General features: G+C 66.1%; 17 protein-coding genes. 3 read left to right on the plus strand and 14 right to left on the minus strand.

The features are described 5' to 3' along the window. Nucleotides 1-5 precede the first annotated feature (5 nt). From hflX to dusB, 9 genes are all read right to left on the minus strand, one after another. Entirely contained in the window at nucleotides 6-1,358 is a 1,353-nt protein-coding gene (hflX, locus tag HG718_RS07240; protein ID WP_205345748.1) for a GTPase HflX, read from the minus strand. Between the two features lie 87 nt (nucleotides 1,359-1,445). Next, the gene (hfq, locus tag HG718_RS07245) at nucleotides 1,446-1,697 is read right to left on the minus strand and encodes an RNA chaperone Hfq (RefSeq protein ID WP_027841592.1); all 252 of its coding nucleotides are present in this window, start codon (nucleotides 1,695-1,697) and stop codon (nucleotides 1,446-1,448) included. 342 nt (nucleotides 1,698-2,039) lie between these two features. Further along, a complete protein-coding gene (locus HG718_RS07250; RefSeq protein WP_160588053.1) occupies nucleotides 2,040-3,524 on the minus strand; it encodes a TrkH family potassium uptake protein in 1,485 nt (494 codons plus the stop codon). Between the two features lie 23 nt (nucleotides 3,525-3,547). Further along, nucleotides 3,548-4,924 (minus strand): Trk system potassium transporter TrkA, encoded by a 1,377-nt coding sequence (gene trkA, locus HG718_RS07255; RefSeq protein ID WP_027841594.1) that lies wholly within the window; start codon nucleotides 4,922-4,924, stop codon nucleotides 3,548-3,550. A gap of 112 nt (nucleotides 4,925-5,036) precedes the next feature. Continuing rightward, nucleotides 5,037-6,431, minus strand: a complete 1,395-nt coding sequence (gene ntrX, locus HG718_RS07260; protein WP_027841595.1) for a nitrogen assimilation response regulator NtrX — start codon at nucleotides 6,429-6,431, stop codon at nucleotides 5,037-5,039. Nucleotides 6,432-6,449: 18 nt separating this feature from the next. After that, on the minus strand, nucleotides 6,450-8,816 hold the full coding sequence (locus tag HG718_RS07265; RefSeq protein WP_160588055.1) for a sensor histidine kinase NtrY-like: 2,367 nt from the start codon (nucleotides 8,814-8,816) through the stop codon (nucleotides 6,450-6,452). Between the two features lie 155 nt (nucleotides 8,817-8,971). Beyond that, a complete protein-coding gene (gene ntrC / locus HG718_RS07270; protein ID WP_160588056.1) occupies nucleotides 8,972-10,414 on the minus strand; it encodes a nitrogen regulation protein NR(I) in 1,443 nt (480 codons plus the stop codon). Next, a complete protein-coding gene (locus tag HG718_RS07275) occupies nucleotides 10,404-11,582 on the minus strand; it encodes a two-component system sensor histidine kinase NtrB (protein WP_160588058.1) in 1,179 nt (392 codons plus the stop codon). Before HG718_RS07275 ends, ntrC begins: the two co-directional genes overlap by 11 nt. After that, entirely contained in the window at nucleotides 11,582-12,616 is a 1,035-nt protein-coding gene (gene dusB / locus HG718_RS07280; protein ID WP_280521613.1) for a tRNA dihydrouridine synthase DusB, read from the minus strand. Before dusB ends, HG718_RS07275 begins: the two co-directional genes overlap by 1 nt. 286 nt (nucleotides 12,617-12,902) lie before the next feature. On the opposite strand from dusB, the gene HG718_RS07285 reads away from it, so the two are divergent. Genes HG718_RS07285 through HG718_RS07295 form a run of 3 tightly spaced genes read left to right on the plus strand, consistent with a single transcriptional unit; the run spans nucleotide 12,903 to nucleotide 15,100 of the window. Further along, entirely contained in the window at nucleotides 12,903-14,087 is a 1,185-nt protein-coding gene (locus HG718_RS07285) for a bifunctional 2-C-methyl-D-erythritol 4-phosphate cytidylyltransferase/2-C-methyl-D-erythritol 2,4-cyclodiphosphate synthase (protein WP_160588061.1), read from the plus strand. Next, nucleotides 14,084-14,584, plus strand: a complete 501-nt coding sequence (locus HG718_RS07290; protein WP_160588063.1) for a phosphatidylglycerophosphatase A family protein — start codon at nucleotides 14,084-14,086, stop codon at nucleotides 14,582-14,584. The genes HG718_RS07285 and HG718_RS07290 overlap by 4 nt, the downstream gene beginning before the upstream one ends. Before the next feature lie 12 nt (nucleotides 14,585-14,596). Beyond that, nucleotides 14,597-15,100, plus strand: a complete 504-nt coding sequence (locus tag HG718_RS07295; protein WP_160588065.1) for a CinA family protein — start codon at nucleotides 14,597-14,599, stop codon at nucleotides 15,098-15,100. Here HG718_RS07295 and HG718_RS07300 read toward each other — a convergent pair. The 5 genes from HG718_RS07300 to HG718_RS07320 form a co-directional block, all read right to left on the minus strand. After that, nucleotides 15,097-15,621, minus strand: a complete 525-nt coding sequence (locus HG718_RS07300; protein WP_160588067.1) for a type II toxin-antitoxin system RatA family toxin — start codon at nucleotides 15,619-15,621, stop codon at nucleotides 15,097-15,099. The two genes, HG718_RS07295 and HG718_RS07300, sit on opposite strands and share 4 nt — an antisense overlap. Beyond that, a complete protein-coding gene (gene lipA, locus HG718_RS07305) occupies nucleotides 15,621-16,577 on the minus strand; it encodes a lipoyl synthase (protein WP_160588069.1) in 957 nt (318 codons plus the stop codon). The genes HG718_RS07300 and lipA overlap by 1 nt, the downstream gene beginning before the upstream one ends. Nucleotides 16,578-16,773: 196 nt before the next feature. Then, nucleotides 16,774-17,244, minus strand: coding sequence for a PAS domain-containing protein (locus tag HG718_RS07310; RefSeq protein ID WP_027841603.1), 471 nt, complete (start codon nucleotides 17,242-17,244; stop codon nucleotides 16,774-16,776). A gap of 66 nt (nucleotides 17,245-17,310) precedes the next feature. Beyond that, on the minus strand, nucleotides 17,311-18,054 hold the full coding sequence (locus HG718_RS07315) for a TerC family protein (RefSeq protein WP_160588070.1): 744 nt from the start codon (nucleotides 18,052-18,054) through the stop codon (nucleotides 17,311-17,313). An 88-nt stretch (nucleotides 18,055-18,142) separates the two neighbouring features. Next, entirely contained in the window at nucleotides 18,143-18,625 is a 483-nt protein-coding gene (locus HG718_RS07320; RefSeq protein WP_160588072.1) for a PAS domain-containing protein, read from the minus strand. Between the last annotated feature and the right edge of the window lie 52 nt (nucleotides 18,626-18,677).

An 18,677-nucleotide genomic window follows, 5' to 3' on the forward strand; every position in this document is an offset into this window, starting at 1 on the left:
TGCTGCTAGTGCAGCGTCACCGCCTCCGGCAGCAGACCGGGGAACTGCTTGTTGATCCGCCCGATATCGGCCGCAGATGCCTTGATGTGGATCTCCACATTGCCGTCCGTATCCGGCGCATCCTCCCGCACCACCGTGCAGTGCTGATGCAGCCAGGCGCGCGCGGCGGCGTCCGCCGGTGTCAGCGTCACGTCGAGATCCATCAGATGCGCCGTCACCCGGGTTTCGATGAGGGTGTTGAGGGTGCCGATCCCCTCCCCCGTCATCGCGGATACGAGGACCTGGTTGGGGTCTGCGGCTGCTTCCGCCTCCAGCACGGTGCGGGCGGCGGGCTCGAGCAGGTCAATTTTGTTGGCAACCTCGACGATGAGGCCAGTGTCCTGCGGGTCGACGCCGAGTTCGCGCAGCACCTGGTGCACGTCGAGGCGCTGGGCGGCGGTCTCCGGGTGGGAGATGTCGCGCACATGCAGGATCAGGTCGGCTTCCAGCACCTCTTCCAGCGTGGCGCGGAAGGCGGCAACGAGGGACGTGGGCAGATCGGAAATGAAGCCCACCGTATCGGACAGGATGACGCGCTGGCCGCCGGGCATGTCGAGCGCCCGCATGGTGGGGTCGAGGGTGGCAAACAGCATGTCCTCCGCCATCACCTCCGCTGCCGTCATGCGGTTGAACAGGGTGGACTTGCCGGCATTGGTGTAGCCGACGAGCGCGACGATGGGATAAGGCACGCGGCGGCGCTTCTTGCGGTGCAGCTCACGGGTGCGGGTGACGCGCTCAAGCTGGTTTTCCAGCTTGGTGATGCGGTCCTGGATATGGCGGCGGTCAGCCTCGATCTGGGTTTCGCCGGGGCCGCCGACAAAGCCGAGCCCGCCGCGCTGACGCTCAAGGTGGGTCCAGGAGCGGACCAGGCGGCTCTTCTGGTAGATGAGGTGGGCCAGTTCCACCTGCAAAGCGCCTTCACGGGTGGCCGCGCGCTCGCCGAAGATCTCGAGGATCAGGCCGGTGCGGTCCAGCACCTTGGTCTTCCAGGCGCGCTCGAGATTGCGCTGCTGGATGGGGGTGACCGGGCCGTCGATGATGACGAGGCCCGCCTCCTCCAGCTTCACCAGCCCCTTGATCTCTTCCACCTTGCCTTCGCCGAACAGGGTGCCGGGCTTGGGCGAGGCGACGGGCACGACGGCTGAATGGGCGACGTCGAGATGGATGGCCGCGGCAAGGCCCACGGCCTCTTCCAGCCGGTCCTCGGGCGCGCGCTGGCCGGGGCGCAGATGCGCGCCAGCACCCCCGGACTTGATCCAGGGGTGCAGCACGATGGCGCGGCCGATATCGGTCGCCGCAACGCGGTCCTCAAGCGGGATGAAATCCGGCTCGTCGTCGGGGGCCGTGCGGCGGCTCTGCTTGGCGTCCTTAGGTGTCGTCAATTGGCGGATGCGGTCCTGCGCTTGTTACGCGCCGGACCCTTCGCCTTCATCATCGAACAGCTGGACCGGCGCAGACGGCATGATGGTAGAAATCGCGTGCTTGTACACGAGCTGCGAATGGCCGTCACGGCGCAGAAGCACGCAGAAGCTGTCAAACCAGGTTACCACGCCTTGCAGCTTCACGCCGTTCACCAGGAAGACGGTGACCGGCATTTTCTGCTTGCGAATGTAATTGAGGAAGGTGTCCTGGAGGTTTTGAGGTTTCTCGGAGGACATCAGTTTGGCCTTTCTTTTTTTCTTGTGCCGACCGCCGGCTGCCTGTGGGGACGGCAACCTCGCGGGACTTGAGGCAGGCTACAGCACCTGGCTGGTCCTGTTCCACGCGCCCTGACTACCAATTAATTGATACAGTTTTCTTGCGGAACAAGTCCTAATTCGCCGGTACGGGCGGATTTGCATAATTCATGAGCAGTTGCACAGGAAAAAACGGGAGGATGCCGCTCCTGTCGTCAGCGCTGCCTGCCCGGTGTCTGCCGGGCGGGGCGACCGTGTAGCACAGGGTTCGCATGAAAGGGCGCATATCTGTCCCGCAGGATTACGGGGGCCCACAGGTGCTCATCAGGCGCTGTCGGTCGTGCGCAAGGCTGCAAGTACGGCAGCGGCCGCCAGCACCTCGATGCGCCCGGCGATCATGGCGATGGCAAGCACGAGCTTGGCGCCGGGGGCCATGGCGGCATAGGCCTGCATCATGTCGAGGCCCAGCACATTGCCTGCCGCATCAGGCGCAAAGCCGAGTACGGGGCCTGCATTGGACAGTGCCGCGATGGAGGCCGCGATGGCCATCTCGAAGGACACGCCATAAAGGGTGAGGCCCAGGGTGGTGAGCACCGCTGCCACCAGCATCATGACGAACATGGCCCAGACGCCGCGCATGATGGGGATGGAGAACGGCCGTCCGCCGAACTCCGTGTGCACGATGCCGTGCGGATGGGACAGGCGGGAAATCTCGCGCGAACCCTGCTTGATGAGCAGGGAGATGCGCATGAGCTTGAGGCCGCCTGCCGTGGACATGGTGCTGCCGCCGACAAAGACGACGGCAAGTGCCACCAGCAGCGGGATCTGGCGGAAGCCTTCCTCGGTGACCGGGACCACGGATGTCGACAACAGGGATGCCATCCACATCATGGCATCGAGCACAGACAGGCCCCCGCCGGAGAACAGGGCAATGACCGTCGCCAGCACGATGCCGCCCGCCGCGATGCCGAGTAGAAGATAGCGCACTTCCGGATCATCAAGGTAGCTGGCGATGGTGCGGCGGGACATGCCGGCGTGGCGCAGGAAATTGGTGGCACCGGCAATGAGCAGGAGACAGATGACCAGCGCCGGGAACGGGCCGATGGCGGCAAGGGCAAAGCTGCTTTCAGGCATCAGCCCGCCGGTGGCGATCGCTGAAAAGCTGAGCGCGATGGCGGGCACCAGCGGCATGCCGCTGATCAGCAGCCCGACAAGGCCCATGAGCGTGATGCCGCCATAGGCCACCCCCAGCGCCAGCATGGCAGGCCAGTAGCGCCCGAAGGGGCCTGACGTCATGCCCGGCGGGATGGGCGCGCGGCGCAGGGACAGGCCTGCAAGGCCAAGCTGCGCCAGCACCAGCATGGCGGTCATCACGGAGGCATAGCCCCCGATCCATTGCAGGGTGGCGCGCCAGATGGTGAGCGGGGCGGCTTCCTCGATGCTGGCGAAGCTGGGGTTTGTGGCCACGGCACCGGTGGTGGTGAGGGCCGAGACCGCATCGAAATAGGCGTCCATATAGAGGACTTCAGGGTCGATGCCGACAAAGGCGATGGCTGCGAAGGCCGGGGTGACCAGCCAGATGGTGGAGAGCGCGAGAATGCGTTCAGCCGCCGAGGGCCGGTGCCCCTGCCCGCGCACGCTGAAAGCCAGCGCACCGGCGATGAAGGCTGTCAGCAGACCGGTCATCAGGAAGATGACCGCCTGGCCCGGCTGGCCCACGGACAGGGCGATGACGGCGGGCAGCAGATGCGCGAAGGCGATTACCGACAGGGATGCGGCAAGGACGACGCCTATGATGGGAAACGACATGGCGCTGCCCGCTCCCTTGCCTCTTAGAAGAACTCGATGCTGACGCGGAACATGCGCTCGACGCGGCGCACCTCGTCGGCCATGGCAAACATGATGACGCGGTCACCGGCCTGAATTTCCGTGTCGCCACGGGGCACGAGGACCTCCTCCTCACGCAGGATGGCGCCGATGCGCATGCCGCTCGGCAGTTCGGCCTCGCGCAGCGGGCGGCCCACCAGGGTGGAGGTGGCCAGTGCTTCGGCCTCGATCACTTCCGCCTTGCCATCCTGCACGGAGGACACGCCGCGGATACGCCCGCGGCGCACATGGCGCAGCACGGTGGACACGGTGGTGGCGCGCGGGTTGACGAAGGCATCAATGCCCATGGCGCCCTTGAGGCTGGCATAGGCGCGGTTGTTGATGAGGGCGACGGTGCGCTCGCAGCCGAGCTGCTTGGCCATGACGCAGCTCAGGATATTGACCTCGTCGTCATTGGTTAGCGCCACCAGCGTCTCGGCATTGTTGGCCCCGGCTTCGCGTAGCACTTCCTCGTCCAGCGCGTCACCGTTGAGGATCACCGTGCGGGACAGGGCGTCTGCGGCCATGACGGCGCGGGACTTGTCTGCCTCGATGATCTTCACCTTGACCCGGTTGTGGGTCTCTTCCAGCTCCTTGGCCACGTGGCGGCCGATATTGCCGGCACCGACGATGACGATGCGGCGGGCGGCCTGTTCCTCATGGCCGAACAGGGAGAGGACGCGGCGGGTCTGGCTGGTTTCGGTCACCACATAGGCCACGTCGCCGACCATCATCTGGTCGCCTGAATCCGGCACGAACAGACGGTCGCCGCGCTGCACGCCGGTAACAACGGCCTTGAGGTCCGGGAAAAGCTCCGTCAGCTGACGAAGCGGGGTGTTGACCACCGGGCAATCGTCTTCAAGGGCAATGCCGAGGAAGGAGACATGCCCGTCGGCGAAGGGAATGGCTTCGAGTGCGCCGGGCATTTCCAGGCGGCGCATCACGTCGCGGCCAACTTCCAGTTCCGGGGAAATGATCACGTCGATGGGCATGTGATCGCGGGTGAACAGGTCCTGCCACATGGGCCACAGATAGCTCTGGGCACGGATGCGGGCGATCTTTGTGGGCACGTTGAACAGCGAGTGCGCCACCTGGCAGGCGACCATGTTGACTTCATCGGCGAAGGTGACAGCGATGACCATGTCGGCCTCGCGCGCGCCGGCGCGCTCCAGCACGTCCGGATGGGAGGCATAGCCCACCACCGTCCGCACATCGAGATTGTCGGCCATCTGCTGGATCAGGTCCGGCGAATTGTCGATGACGGTGACGTCGTTGTGTTCCGCCGCCAATTGACGGGCAATGCCGGAGCCGACCTGGCCCGCGCCGCAAACGATGACTTTCATGAGATGCTCGTGGGACTGCTCTTGAGTGCCGCCGGGGGACGGGGACAGAAAACGCCGCCTGCGCTTGACGGCTGAAGCCGGGCGCAGGCGATGGTGGTATCACAATCGGGCGTCAGGCGCTTACTTCCGAGCGGTTGGAGGTGGTGACCCCCAGCGACTTGAGCTTGCGGTGAAGCGCCGAGCGCTCCATGCCGATAAAGGCGGCGGTGCGGGAGATGTTGCCCCCGAAACGGCGGATCTGCGCCATCAGATACTGGCGCTCGAAGCTTTCCCGCGCCTCGCGCAACGGCAGGGCCATGATGTTCTGGCCCGCCTCGCCCTCGCCCACCTGCGGGGTGGTGCGCGCCACTTCCGACGGCAGCATGTCGGCGGTAATCGCGCCGTCCTTGTCGCCGGAGGCGAGGATCAGCAGCCGCTCGATGTTGTTGCGCAGCTGGCGCACATTGCCCGGCCAGTCATGGGCCTGGAGCGCGGCCATGGCGTCTTCGCCGATCTTGCGGACCGACAGGCCGGTGGCGGATGCGATGCGATCCATGAAGTGCTCGGCGAGCACGGGGATGTCTTCGCGGCGGTCGGCCAGGGCGGGCACGGTGATCGGCACCACGTTGAGGCGGTGATAGAGATCCTCGCGGAAGCGGCCCGCGGCGATCTCGGTGGTGAGGTCGCGGCTTGATGACGACACCACGCGCACATCCACCTGCACGCGAGGGCCGCCGCCAAGGCGCTCGAAGGTCTGGTCCACGAGGACACGGAGGATCTTGCCCTGGGTTTCCAGCGGCATGTCCGCCACTTCATCGAGGAAGAGCGTGCCCTTGTGGGCCTGCTCGAAGACGCCGACCTTGGCCGGGCGGCCCTCCGCCGCCTCGACGCCGAAGAGTTCCTCTTCCATGCGCTCGGGCGCCATGGTGGCCGCGTTGATGACCACGAAGTCTCCCGTGGTGCGCAGGGAGCGGGCGTGCAGCATGCGCGCCACCACTTCCTTGCCGCAGCCCGACGGTCCCGTGATCAGCACACGGCTGTTGGTGGGGGCGATGCGGTCCACCATCTGGCGGAGCTGGTTGAGGCTCGAGGAATTGCCGACAAGCTCTGCTTCGTCGCTGGAGCGCTGGCGCAGTTCCTCGTTCTCGCGCTTGAGGGTCGAGGCTTCAAGGGCGCGCTTGACGATGAGGACCAGCCGGTCCGCCTTGAAGGGCTTTTCGATGTAGTCATAGGCGCCGTTCTTGATGGCGGTGACGGCGGTTTCGACATTGCCGTGGCCGGAGATGACGACGACCGGCAGGTCCGGGTGCTTCTCCTTGATGGCGGCGAGCAGGTCGAGGCCGTCCATGCGGCTGCCCTGCAGCCACACATCGAGCACCACGAGGCGCGGCACGCGGGCCTGAATGGCCTTCAGCGTCTCATCGCTGTTGGCGGCAAGGCGCGTCTCGTAGCCCTCATCCTCCAGGATGCCCGCCATGAGTTCGCGGATGTCGAACTCGTCATCGACGATCAGAATGTCAGATGCCATTCGTCTAGCCCCCCAATCTTAACGTCCGGCCGATGTGCCGAGGCCGAAAAGGCCGTTCAGCGAGTCATCGGCAAATCCTTCGGTCGTATCCGGATCGTCCGGATACTGCTCAAGTGTGTCGTCGTCCGACGGCGCCGCTTCCTGGCGCTTCGGGAAAGTGAGGCGGATGCACGCGCCGTGCCCGCCCTCGGCAACCCAGGGCGCATCCTCCAGCGCCAGGGTGCCGCCATGGTCTTCCATGATCTTCTTCACGATGGCGAGGCCGAGACCCGTGCCCTTTTCGCGGTGGGTCACGTAAGGCTCAAGCAGCCGGTAGCGCTCTGACCGCGGCAGGCCGATGCCGGTGTCGGATACGCTGACCGATACCATCTCGCCCATGTCGCGCACATCGACGACGATGCGGTCTGCTTCCTCGTCCGGCGCCGTGCCGTGTTGCGCGTGACGGGTTTCGATGGCCTCGCGCGCGTTCTTGATGAGGTTGGTGAGCGCCTGGCCGATGAGGCGGCGGTCACATTCCGCGTGCACCGGCGGGCTCGTCTCGTCGAACTCGAAGGACAGGTTGGTGGCGGCGACGCGCTGCAGGAACAGAGCCTCGCGCGCCAGCTCGGACACGTCTTCCTCGGCCATGACGGCGGTGGGCATGCGGGCGAAGGACGAGAACTCATCCACCATGCGGCCAAGGTCGCCGACCTGGCGGACGATGGTGCTGGTGCATTGCTCGAAGACCTCGTGGTCCTTCTCGATCTGCGGGCCAAACTTGCGCTTGAGGCGCTCGGCGGAGAGCTGGATCGGTGTCAGCGGGTTCTTGATCTCATGCGCGATGCGGCGGGCGATGTCGGCCCAGGCGGAGGCGCGCTGGGCGGAGACAAGCTCGGAGATGTCGTCGAGCGTCACGACGAAGCCGTGCGCGCCGTCGCCGGATTTTTCAGACACCACGCGGATGGTCAGGGTGCGCTCGCCGCCATCCTCCTGCGGGATGATGATCTGGCCCTCGGACGGGCGGTCGCTGCGGGCAATGGCCTGGCGGACGAAGATGCTGGTCTCCGGCACTGCGGTGATGAGGGGCTGGCCGATCAGCTCGTCGCGGGTGCGGCCCAGGAGCGACAGGCAGCTGCGGTTGACGAGATTGATGCGGCCCTTGGCGTCGAGGCCGATGACGCCGGCGCTGACGCCGGAGAGCACGGTTTCGGTGAAGCGGCGGCGGCGGTCGAGCTGCTGGTTGGCTTCCACCAGTTCGTTGCGCTGGCTTTGCAGCTGGCCGGTCATGCGGTTGAAGGTGCGGCCCAGCGCCGTGATCTCATCGGCGTCGCTGCCCACTTCAACGCGGGTGGTGAGATCGCCGTCGGAGACGCGCTCCGCCGCGCCCACCAGCATGCCGATGGGGGCGACCATGCGGTTGGCCGCCCACAGGCCGAACCAGATGGCTGCCAGCAGCACGAGCAGCGCCACCATGACGTAGATGAGGGCGAAGGTGAGCTGGAAGGTGTAGCGGCGGCTTTCGAGATTGTCGTATTCCGCGGCGGCCGCCTGGGTGCGGGCCAGGTGGTCCAGCACGCGCGCATCAACGAAGCGGGTGACGAGCAGGAAGGCATCCTCGAAGCCGGTCAGCCGCACCAGTGCCTGCACCTGGTCACCGGCTTCGCTCGACGTCAGGTGGGCTTCGCCCTCCCCCAGCTCCTTCAGGAATTCCGGGGTCGGCGGATCAATCCGCGTCTGGGCGGAACCGTCCGCATAGGACATGAGGGTGCCGGATGAATCCGCCACGAAGGCGCCGGACAGGGAGCGGAGTGCCGCCTGCGTCGTCATCACCTCGCGGAAGCGGGCGGGATTGGAAAAGTAAAGCGGTGCGTAGCGGTTGAGGTCCGCCGCCATGGCCAGCGCGTCGGCGCGGAGCACCTGGCGGTGCTCGTCCAGATAGGCCTGGGCGACAGTGGCGGCATTGTTGACGATGGTGCGGGTGCGGTCGGAGAACCAGGAATCGAGGCTGCGGTCGAGGGTGATGGCCGCGAAGACGGCCACGATGATGGCCGGCATGATCGCCACGAGGCTGAACATGGCGACGAGCCGCACATGCAGCCGCGCACCCGCATTGCCGGCGCGGCGGGCCATCCACAGGCGCACGAGCCGGTAGGCGATGAGGGCCAGCAGGGTCAGCACCAGCGCCAGGTTGACCAGCATCATGGCGATGGCCTGGCCGCGGGTGGGGGTGAAATCAGTGGCGCCGGTCAGCGACAGATAGGTGATGATGCCGCTGATGACCGCGGCGATGGCCAGGGCGATGCCGAGAAAGGTGGGCCACTGGATACGACGCAGCCACCAGGCAACGCGCGCTGTGGCGGTCCTGTAGGAGCCCTTGAGATCTGCTGTCGAACTTGTGGACGTCATCCCCGGGGTGCCCTGTGTGCAAACCCCGTTTCAGCCCTGCGGTGTCACACCGGCCTCACGGGGGAAGCGGTATTGTGACGATGCAACAGATGCAAATCAACAACATTGTTGCCGGAATGCGACAGGCAGACAAGCACGCCAAGCCGTTGTTTCCGTTAGCGTATTCCCCGCACGACCTGGATATCGAGGTCGCGGATCTTCTTGCGCAGGGTGTTGCGGTTGAGGCCCAGTAGCTGCGCGGCCTTGATCTGGTTGCCACGGGTGGCGCCCAGGGACATGGAAATCAGCGGCCGCTCCAGCTCCTTCAGCAGTCGCTCATAGAGGCCCGGCGGCGGCAGGGCATCGCCATATTCCGCGAACAGGCGCTGCAAGTGGCGCTCGATGGCCGCACCCAGGGTCTCGTCCTCGGCCCCTTCCGCCACGCCCGTGGCGGCGGCAGGTTCGGAGAGTTCGGCGTGGATCACCTCCGCGGTGATGGTGTCTTCCGTGTAGAGCGCTGCCAGCCGGCGGACGAGATTTTCAAGCTCGCGCACATTGCCCGGCCAGCGGTGACGGCGGAGCAGGTCAAGCGCTGCATTGTCGATCGACTTGGCGGGCAGGCCCTCTTCCTCGCACAGGGCGAGGAAGTGGCGGACCAGATCGGGAATGTCCTCGGAGCGTTCGCGCAGCGGCGGCAACCGGATCGGCACCACGTTGAGGCGATAGAACAGGTCTTCGCGGAACAGGCCCTGATTGATGAGCTGGCGCAGGTCGCGGTTGGTGGCGGCGACGATGCGCACATCGGTCTTGATGGGGTTGCGGCCGCCGACGGTGGTGTATTCGCCTTCCTGCAGCACGCGCAGCAGACGGGTCTGGGCGTCCATCGGCATGTCGCCGATCTCGTCGAGGAACAGCGTGCCGCCTTCGGCCTGCTCGAAGCGGCCGACGCCGCGGCCGCTGGCGCCGGTGAAGGAGCCCTTCTCGTGGCCGAACAGCTCGGACTCGATGAGTTCGCGCGGGATGGCGGCCATGTTGATGGCGACGAAGGGGCCATTACGACGCTTGCCGTAGTCATGCAGGGCGCGGGCGACCAACTCCTTGCCGGTGCCGCTTTCGCCGATGATCATCACGGTCAGGTCCGTGCCGACGAGGCGTGCCATGACGCGGTAGATTTCCTGCATGGCGGCGGAGCGGCCGATGAGGGGGATACGGTCCTCGTCGCTTTCCGGCTCGCGCTTGGCGACGCTCGTCTTGGGCTGTGACAGGGCACGGCGGACGATGCCGGTCAGCTCGTTGAGGTCAAACGGCTTGGGCAGATACTCATAGGCGCCACGCTCGGCTGCCGTGATGGCGGTCATCAGCGTGTTCTGGGCGCTCATGACGATGATGGGCAGTTCGGGCCGCAGCTTCTTGATGCGGGGGATCAGGTCGAAGGCGTTTTCGTCCGGCATCACCACATCGGAGATGACCAGATCGCCCTCCCCCTGGCTGACCCAGCGCCACAGGGTGGAGGCGTTGCCGGTGGAGCGCACATCGAAGCCTGCCCGGCCCAGCGCCTGGTTGAGGACCGTGCGGATGGCGCCGTCATCATCGGCAACGAGAATTGTTTCACTTGGCATCTTGCTCTCCTGAGCCGTTGCCGATCACGGCGCTGTTGGCACCGAGGGACGGGTTCCTGATGGGGGCGCGCTTGATGGGGAGGAGCACGCGGAACACGGTGCGGCGGGGCTGGCTGTCACATTCGATGACGCCGCCATGGTCGCCGACAATCTTTGCCACCAGCGCAAGGCCGAGGCCGGTGCCGGAGGACTTGGTGGTAACGAAGGGATCAAACAGGTGCGGCAGCAGGTCCTCCGGCACGCCGGGGCCGTTGTCGCGCACACAGACTTCAAGCGGCAGGCTGACACGCTCGCTGCTGCCGGGAATGGAGAGACGCACGCCGGGCCGATACGCGGTAGAGATGACGATCTCGCCGTCTTCCGGGTCCACTGCTTCCGCGGCGTTCTTAACGAGGTTGAGGAAGACCTGGATCAGCTGGTCGCGGGAGCCGGGGACCGGCGGCAGGGAGGGGTCATATTCCTCCGTAAGCCGAATATCCTTTGCGACGCCCGTGCCGGCGAGGCGGCGGACATGGTCCAGCACCTCGTGGATGTTGACGGGCTCCACCTCCAGCGGGCGCTGGTCGGAGAACACCTCCATCGAATCCACCAGCTTGCAGATGCGGTCCACCTCCTCAGTGATCAGGCGGGTGAGATGGCGGTCTTCCGGCTGCACGCCCATTTCAAGGAGCTGGGCGGAGCCGCGAATACCGGACAGGGGGTTTTTGATTTCATGCGCCAGGACGGCGGCCATGCCCATCACCGAGCGGGCGGCGCCGCGATGGGTGAGCTGCCGGTCCATCTTGTGGGCGATGGTGCGCTCCTGGAGCATGACGGCGACGGCGCCGGGCTCCTCGACGATGGGGGCAACCTGGATGTCCACGTCCCGCTCGCCCATGCGCGGGCTGCCGATGGCGACGCCATATTCGGTGACGGAGGCGCCGGTGGCCTGCACCTGGTCAATAAGGGCGACAAGGGGGCTGCCGAAGGCCACGAGTTCGCTCGGCGGCTTGCCGAGAATGACGGCGGCGCTGGCTGCAAAGAACTGTTCGGCCACCACATTGACGAAGGCAACATTGCCGTCGGGATCGACCTTCATGACGGGATGCGGCAGGGCGTCCAGCAGATGCGCTTCCGGTGAGCCGGAAGAAAAATCAGCCTTGCTCAGGTCAATCGCGTGCTCTGCCATCAGGCGGCGCTCTCCTCTGCGGCGGCTTGATCGCCGACGGCGGTGAAAATGGCGGTAAGGGCCGACAGCACCTCGGCGGGGTCGGACATGCGGCACAGGCTGGCCTTGGCGGCGCGCAGGCTGACGCCGAGATGCTGCTCGAGGTCTTCCACATACCAAGCCAGGTGTTTGCGGGCGCAGCGGACGCCCAGCGCCTCGCCGTAATGCTCCAGCGTATCGGCATAGTGGCGGCGGACGATCTCCAGCCGCTGTTCCGTATCCGGATCTTCGGGCACGGGCCGCCCGGCGAGGGAGGCTGCGATCTGCGCCAGCCGCCACGGCGTGCCCTGGGCACCGCGCCCCACCATGACGCCGTCGGCACCGGACTGGCCGAGGGCGTCTTCGGCGTCAGCAATGGTGCAGATATCGCCATTGACGATGAGGGGGACGCTGACGGCGGCCTTTACTTCGCGGACAAAGGCCCAGTCAGCGGTGCCGGTGTAGAACTGGTTGCGGGTGCGGCCATGCACGGTGACAAGTGCCACGCCTTCTTCCTCGGCGCGGGCGGCAAGCTCGGGCGCGTTGCGGCTGTCCATGTCCCAGCCGGTGCGCATCTTGAGGGTGACGGGCACATCCACCGCGTCGAGGGTGGCCTTTACGAGGTCGATGGCGTGATCGAGATCGCGCATGAGCGCCGAGCCGGAGAGGCCTCCGACCACCTTCTTGGCGGGGCAGCCCATATTGATGTCGATGATGCGGGCACCGGAGGCCTGGGCGATGCGGGCCGCCTCCCCCATCCAGCGCGTTTCGCGGCCGGCGAGCTGCACGGCCATGGGCTCTTCCGCCGCCTCCCGGCGGGCGCGCAGGACCACGTCTTCCTTTTCACGGACAAGATCCTCGGACGCGATCATCTCGGAGACGACGAGGCCGCCGCCCTGGGCGCGGACGGCCCGGCGGAACGGCAGGTCGGTGATGCCGGACATGGGAGCAAGAAACACCGGCTCCACATGGATGTCCGTGCCGCCCCGGCTGATGCACACAGGATCGCGCCGCACCTGACCGCCCGCCCCGTCTGCGGGAGCGGTGTCATCGGCGGCGGTGGACGGGGATGGGGCCCCGCCCGCTACTTGCTCAGTTGGTGTGCACATATTCTGGCTGCCTATTTGTTGATCAAACTACACAGATGCGCGGGCCGCGACAAGCGGTAAGGTGCGGCTTTGCATGATATTTTTGCCCCCGGCGCTTGGCAGGCCGGGGAGCGGCGGCTAGCTTTCAGCCCCAAATTCCCGAGGGGCTGCCTGTTTTTTCGCATGTCCCGTTTTTCAGGCAGACCCTTAGTCCATGACCGCCCAGCCCGCTACCGCCGTCCTGATTGTCGCCGCCGGGCGCGGCCACCGGTTTGGCGGCGACATGCCCAAGCAATATATGCCGCTGCAGGGTGCCGTCGTGCTGACCCATACGCTGCGCGCCTTCCTGCAGCACCCGGATGTGGCGCAGGTGATTACCGCGATCCACCCGGATGACCGGGACCTCTATGATGCCGCTATTGCACCGCTGGGCACCCAGCCGAAGCTGCTGGCGCCGGTGCATGGGGGGGCCGAGCGGCAGGATTCGGTGCGGATGGGGCTCGAGGCGCTGGCAGCGCATGGCCCCGCCAAGGTACTGATCCAGGACGGGGCGCGGCCGCTGGCGAGCGCCGGGCTGATCACCCGGGTGGTGAGCGCGCTGGACACGCACGCAGCCGCCCTGCCCTGCGTGGCGGTGACGGACACCCTGAAGCGGGTGGCGGACGGCATGGTGGGCGATACGGTTGACCGGACCGGGCTGGCGCGCGCGCAGACGCCGCAGGGCTTCCGCTTCGCCGAGATCATGGCGGCGCACAAAGCGGTGGCAGGTGAAGCGCTGACGGATGACGCGGCGGTGGCGGAACGGGCCGGGATGGCCATAGCGCTGGTTGAGGGTGCGGAGGACAATTTGAAGATCACGACCCAGGACGACCTTGTGCGGGCGGAGGGGCTCTTGTCCCTGCGGCTGGGGGATATCCGCACCGGCTCCGGCTTCGACGTACACAAATTCGATGCGCCGGGCACGGCGAGCGAGATCATGCTGTGCGGCATTCCGGTGCCCCATGATTGCGACACGGTGGGCCATTCGGATGCGGATGTGGGGCTGCATGCGCTCACCGATGCGCTTCTCGGTGCCATCGGCGCGGGTGATATCGGCGAACACTTCCCGCCCAGTGATCCGCAGTGGAAGGGCGCGGCCTCGTGGAAGTTCCTTGCCCATGCGGCGGGGCTGGTGCGGGAGCGCGGCGGGGTCATCGCCAGTGCCGACATCACCATCATCTGCGAACGGCCCAAGGTGGGTCCGTACCGCCCGGCCATGCGCGCCCGGGTGGCGGAGATCCTGGAGATCACCGAGGAGCGGGTGTCGGTGAAGGCGACGACGACCGAGCAGCTGGGCTTCACCGGCCGCCGCGAGGGCATTGCCGCGCAGTCGGTGGCAACCGTCAGGCTGCCCCTATGAGCCGCTTTCTGACCCCGCTGCCGAAGGAGCTGCATTTCGCGGACCCGGTGGTGACCATCGCAACATTCGGCGGGTCGGGCCTGCTGCGGCCGGCGCCGGGGACCTGGGGCACGCTGGCGGCGGTGTTCGCCGGCTGGCCCATCGCCGTGCTGGGCGGACCTGTGGCCATGAGCGTGGCCGCCGTGGTGGCGTTCCTCGCCGGGCTGTGGGCGACGGAACGGTATATCGAGGCGTCCGGCAATCAGGACCCAAGCGAAGTGGTGATCGACGAGGTGGCCGCGATGTGGCTGGTGATGGCCGCCCTGCCCCCGACGCCGCTGGCCTATCTGCTGGGCTTTGTCTTCTTCCGCCTGTTCGACATCTGGAAACCCTGGCCGATCCGGGGGCTTGAGCGCCGGGTGAAGGGCGAGATGGGGGTGATGGTCGATGACATGGTGGCGGCGATCTATGCCATCATCGCCGCCTGGGTGGCGGGCATGGCGCTCTTCACCGTTTGACGGGAGACCCTGATGGACACGCTTTTTCCCGGCCCGATCAGCAAGCTGGCGCAGCTGGTGCTGGCGGATGCACAGGCGGCGGGGCTGAAAGTCGCCACCGCTGAATCCTGCACCGGCGGGCTGGTGGCCGCGTGCCTGACGGACATTGCCGGGTCATCGGCCGTGGTGGATGCGGGCTTTGTGACCTATTCCAACGAGGCCAAGCGGGCGATGCTCGGCGTGCAGGGTGACCTGATTGCGGATTTCGGCGCGGTGAGCGAGCCCGTTGCGCGGGCCATGGCCGAAGGCGCGATAGCCCGGTCGAACGCAGATGTGTCGGTGGCGATCACCGGTGTGGCCGGTCCCGGCGGCGGCACGCCGATGAAGCCCGTGGGGCTGGTGCATTTCGCCACCGCAAAGCGCGGCGGGCGCATCATGCATGACAGCCACCGCTTCGGGGATATCGGCCGTCACGAGGTGCGGCTCAAATCCATGGATGTGGCGCTCACCATGCTGCTTGGCCGGATCAGCGGCTAGCTGCCTGCGACCGGGTTGGCTGGCGAGTTGGCCGGGGCCTGCTGTGGCCAGGCGGACGGGTCATTGGCATAAAGCTCGTGCGCGCGGGCCTCGAAGGCTTCGCCCATCTTGATCACCGCTTCTGCAAAGCGGCTTTCGATGATCTTCTGCAGCGTCCGGCTCTTGAACGCGAAATCGACGAAGAAGCCGATGCGGGTGCCGGGGCGGCCCTGATCATCCGCATGCTGCGTAAATGTCCAGCGGTTGACCAGATGGGTGAACGGCCCGTCGAGATATTCAACCTCGATGCGCTTGCCGGCGCGGTCGAGGGTCACGCGGCTGGTGAAGCGCTCGCGGAACACCTTGTAGGCGACGATGAGGTCAGCGGTCATCCGGTCCACGCCGTCGATGCGCTCACGGGTGCGGATGCGGGCACCTGCGCACCAGGGCAGAAACTCCGGATAGCGGGCGACGTCGGCCACGAGGTCGAACATCTTTTCCGGGGTGTAGGGCACAAAACGCTGTTCGTCGTGGACCGGCATCAGCGTCCCAATGCCCGTTCGCGGGCCTGTCTCATCTCCGCGAAGTCCTTGTCCGCATGGTAGGAGGACCGCGTCAGCGGCGTGGCGGAAACCTGCAGGAAGCCCTTGGCGCGGGCCACCCGCTCATAGGAGGCGAACTCATCCGGCGTGACGAAGCGGGCCACCGCATGGTGCTTGCGGGTGGGCTGCAGGTACTGGCCGATGGTGAGGAAATCCACCTCCGCCGTGCGCAGGTCATCCATCAGCTGCAAGACCTCGTCGCGCTCCTCGCCGAGGCCGACCATGATGCCGGACTTGGTGAAGACCGACGGGTCGAGCTGCTTGGCGCGCTCGAGCAGGCGGATGGAATGGTAGTAGCGCGCGCCGGGCCGCACCCGCAGATAAAGCGAAGGCACGGTCTCCAGATTGTGGTTGAACACATCCGGGCGGGCCTCCATCACCACTTCAAGCGCGCCGTCCTTGCGGAGGAAATCGGGCGTCAGGATTTCGATGGTGGTGCCGGGCGCCTGATCGCGGATGGCGCGGATGACGGCGGCGAAATGCGCAGCGCCGCCATCGGCCAGGTCGTCGCGGTCGACGCTGGTGATGACCACATGGGCGAGGCCGAGCTTGGCCACCGCCTCCCCCACCCGGCCGGGTTCAGCATCGTCGAGCGGGGCCGGCAGGCCGGTGCGCACATTGCAGAAGGCGCAGGCGCGGGTGCAGGTGTCGCCCATGATCATCATGGTGGCGTGGCGCTGGTCCCAGCACTCGCCGATATTCGGGCAGGCGGCCTCCTCGCACACGGTGTGCAGGCCGTGCTCCTTCACCACCTTGCGGGTGGCGGCGTAGCCCTTGCTGACCGGCGCCTTGACCCGGATCCAGTCCGGCTTGCGCAGCACCGGGCTATCCGGACGCTTCTGCTTTTCCGGGTGGCGGGGGCGGTTGCTCTGGGTGGTGTCGAGAACGGTTACCATGGCTTGCTGATCTTGGCGTGCTGACCTTGGGGACTTGCCGATCTTAGGCGTTGGACCACATCGGCCCGGGGGCCTGGTGGGCATGAGTACCAGGCGAATCCGGCCCGGGGCCGTATCTGCGTGGCTGGAGCCTAGCATATAGTGCCGCGTCTGCGGGCCGTGGGGTCACAAAAGCGAGGGCGGGCCGACAGGCTGCCTAGTTTAGGTCGAAGACGGTGCCGACGATGCCGGGGCGGCCATTGTCGAAGATGAGCGGCAGCATCAGGGATTCGATGCGCACATGCTCCAGATTGTCGCCGACGAAATTGCCCTGCAGGCAGAGCGGTTTGCCGTTCGCGATGATGTCCGCATACATGGCGGCGGTGCGACCGCCGACGTCATCGCCGTAGATTTCCTGAAGGGTCTTGCCGGTGACCACGCGGCGCATGCGCGCTTCGATGTCGCTGCCGACGAGGCGGAAACGGAACGTGTCGTCGGCCTCCTCGGCCACGAACACGCCGGGCAAGGCCGCAGCGATTTCGGCGGGATTGAGATCCGACCGGCGCAGGGGGCCGTTTTCCTGCCGCTTCTCCTGCCAATAGGCAAGCAGCTGGCGGCTGCCGGGGTGTTCCGGTTCTTCCACAGGGTCGGAGTGATATCCGAGGAACTGGGACTTGGACTGCAACATCTTAGAGAGTTTCTTTCGCGTTTGTTTACAAACAACAAACGGGCTGGGAATGGGTGAAAAAGGGCGTCAGGCCCGGGTTTTCGCGACCTGGCTTTGCTGCTTAGCCCTGCGGCTTGTGCGCAGCAGGTTCAGCATTTCAACGCCCACCGCGAACGCCACCGCAAAGTACAGATATCCCTTGGGGATATGGAACTGCAGGCCGTCTGCGACAAGGGCCACGCCGATCAGCAGCAGGAAGGACAGCGCCAGCATCTTCACCGTCGGATGGCGGGCAACGAAGCCGCCGACCGCCTCAGCGGCGAACAGCATGACAAGGACGGCAATGACAACCGCTGCGACCATGATCTCGATGTCGCGGGCCATGCCGACAGCGGTGATGACGCTGTCGAGGGAAAAGACGATGTCGAGGACGGCAATCTGCATGATGACCGAGGCGAAGCCAGCATGGCCCTTGGTCCTGGTCTCGCCGACCTCCCCTTCCACCGTGTGATGGATTTCGAGCGTGCCCTTGGCCAACAGGAACAGGCCACCGCCGATGAGGATGAGATCGCGGATGGAGACCGTGTGCTCGAACAGGGTGAACAGCGGCTGGGTGAGCTGCATGACCCACACGATGGAGAACAGGAGCAGGATGCGGGTGCCAAGCGCCGCCGCAAGGCCGATGCGGCGGGCGCGCTGGCGCTGATGCTCCGGCAGGCGGTCTGCCAGAATGGAGATGAAGACCAGATTGTCGATGCCCAGCACGATCTCGAGGATGGCGAGGGTGGCGAGGCTGGCCCAGGCTTCGGGCGATGCCAGGAGATCAATCATCTGCGGTCACGGCGTTGTGGAGGCGGCTTCGGGTGGGAGCGGCTTGGGGAGGGGCATCAATGCCTGATTGGCCGGTGCGCACGCAACGTCAATCAAAGGCGAACATACCACCTATGATGTTCACACTGTGGCCGTCGCGAGCGCGCATGGGCAGCAGGAAGCTCTCATAATCCACATGCTCGATGCCGCTGCCGACGAAGCGGCCGCGCAGGATGTGGATCGTCTGGTTTGTGAAGATGTCTTCATACAGGGACTGCAGGCGCTCGGAGACCGGCTCGGTAAAGGCGCCGGTGCCGCGGCCGGTGAGGGAGATACCGAGGCGCGCCTCGATGTCGCTGCCGACGAGGCGGTAGCGGATGCCGCCGCGATTGTCCGGATCCTGCTCGATGATGAACAGGCCGGGGGCGATGTCATAGAGGTCCAGCAGGTCGAAATCCGCCCGGCCCGGCAGGCCGTCGGCAGGCTTTTTGGCGAGATAATAGTCGTGCAGGCGGACATTGCTCGGATGCGCCGGGCGATCCGTATCGCTGGCGGTCCACTCAACATTCAGGCCCTCGGGAAGCTTGGCCATGGCCTCCTCCTTCCCCGGCGGCGCGGCCGGGTGTGACACTGACTTCAACCTT

Source organism: Pyruvatibacter mobilis, from assembly GCF_012848855.1.
In the GTDB taxonomy this organism is placed as follows: Bacteria; Pseudomonadota; Alphaproteobacteria; order CGMCC-115125; family CGMCC-115125; genus Pyruvatibacter; species Pyruvatibacter mobilis.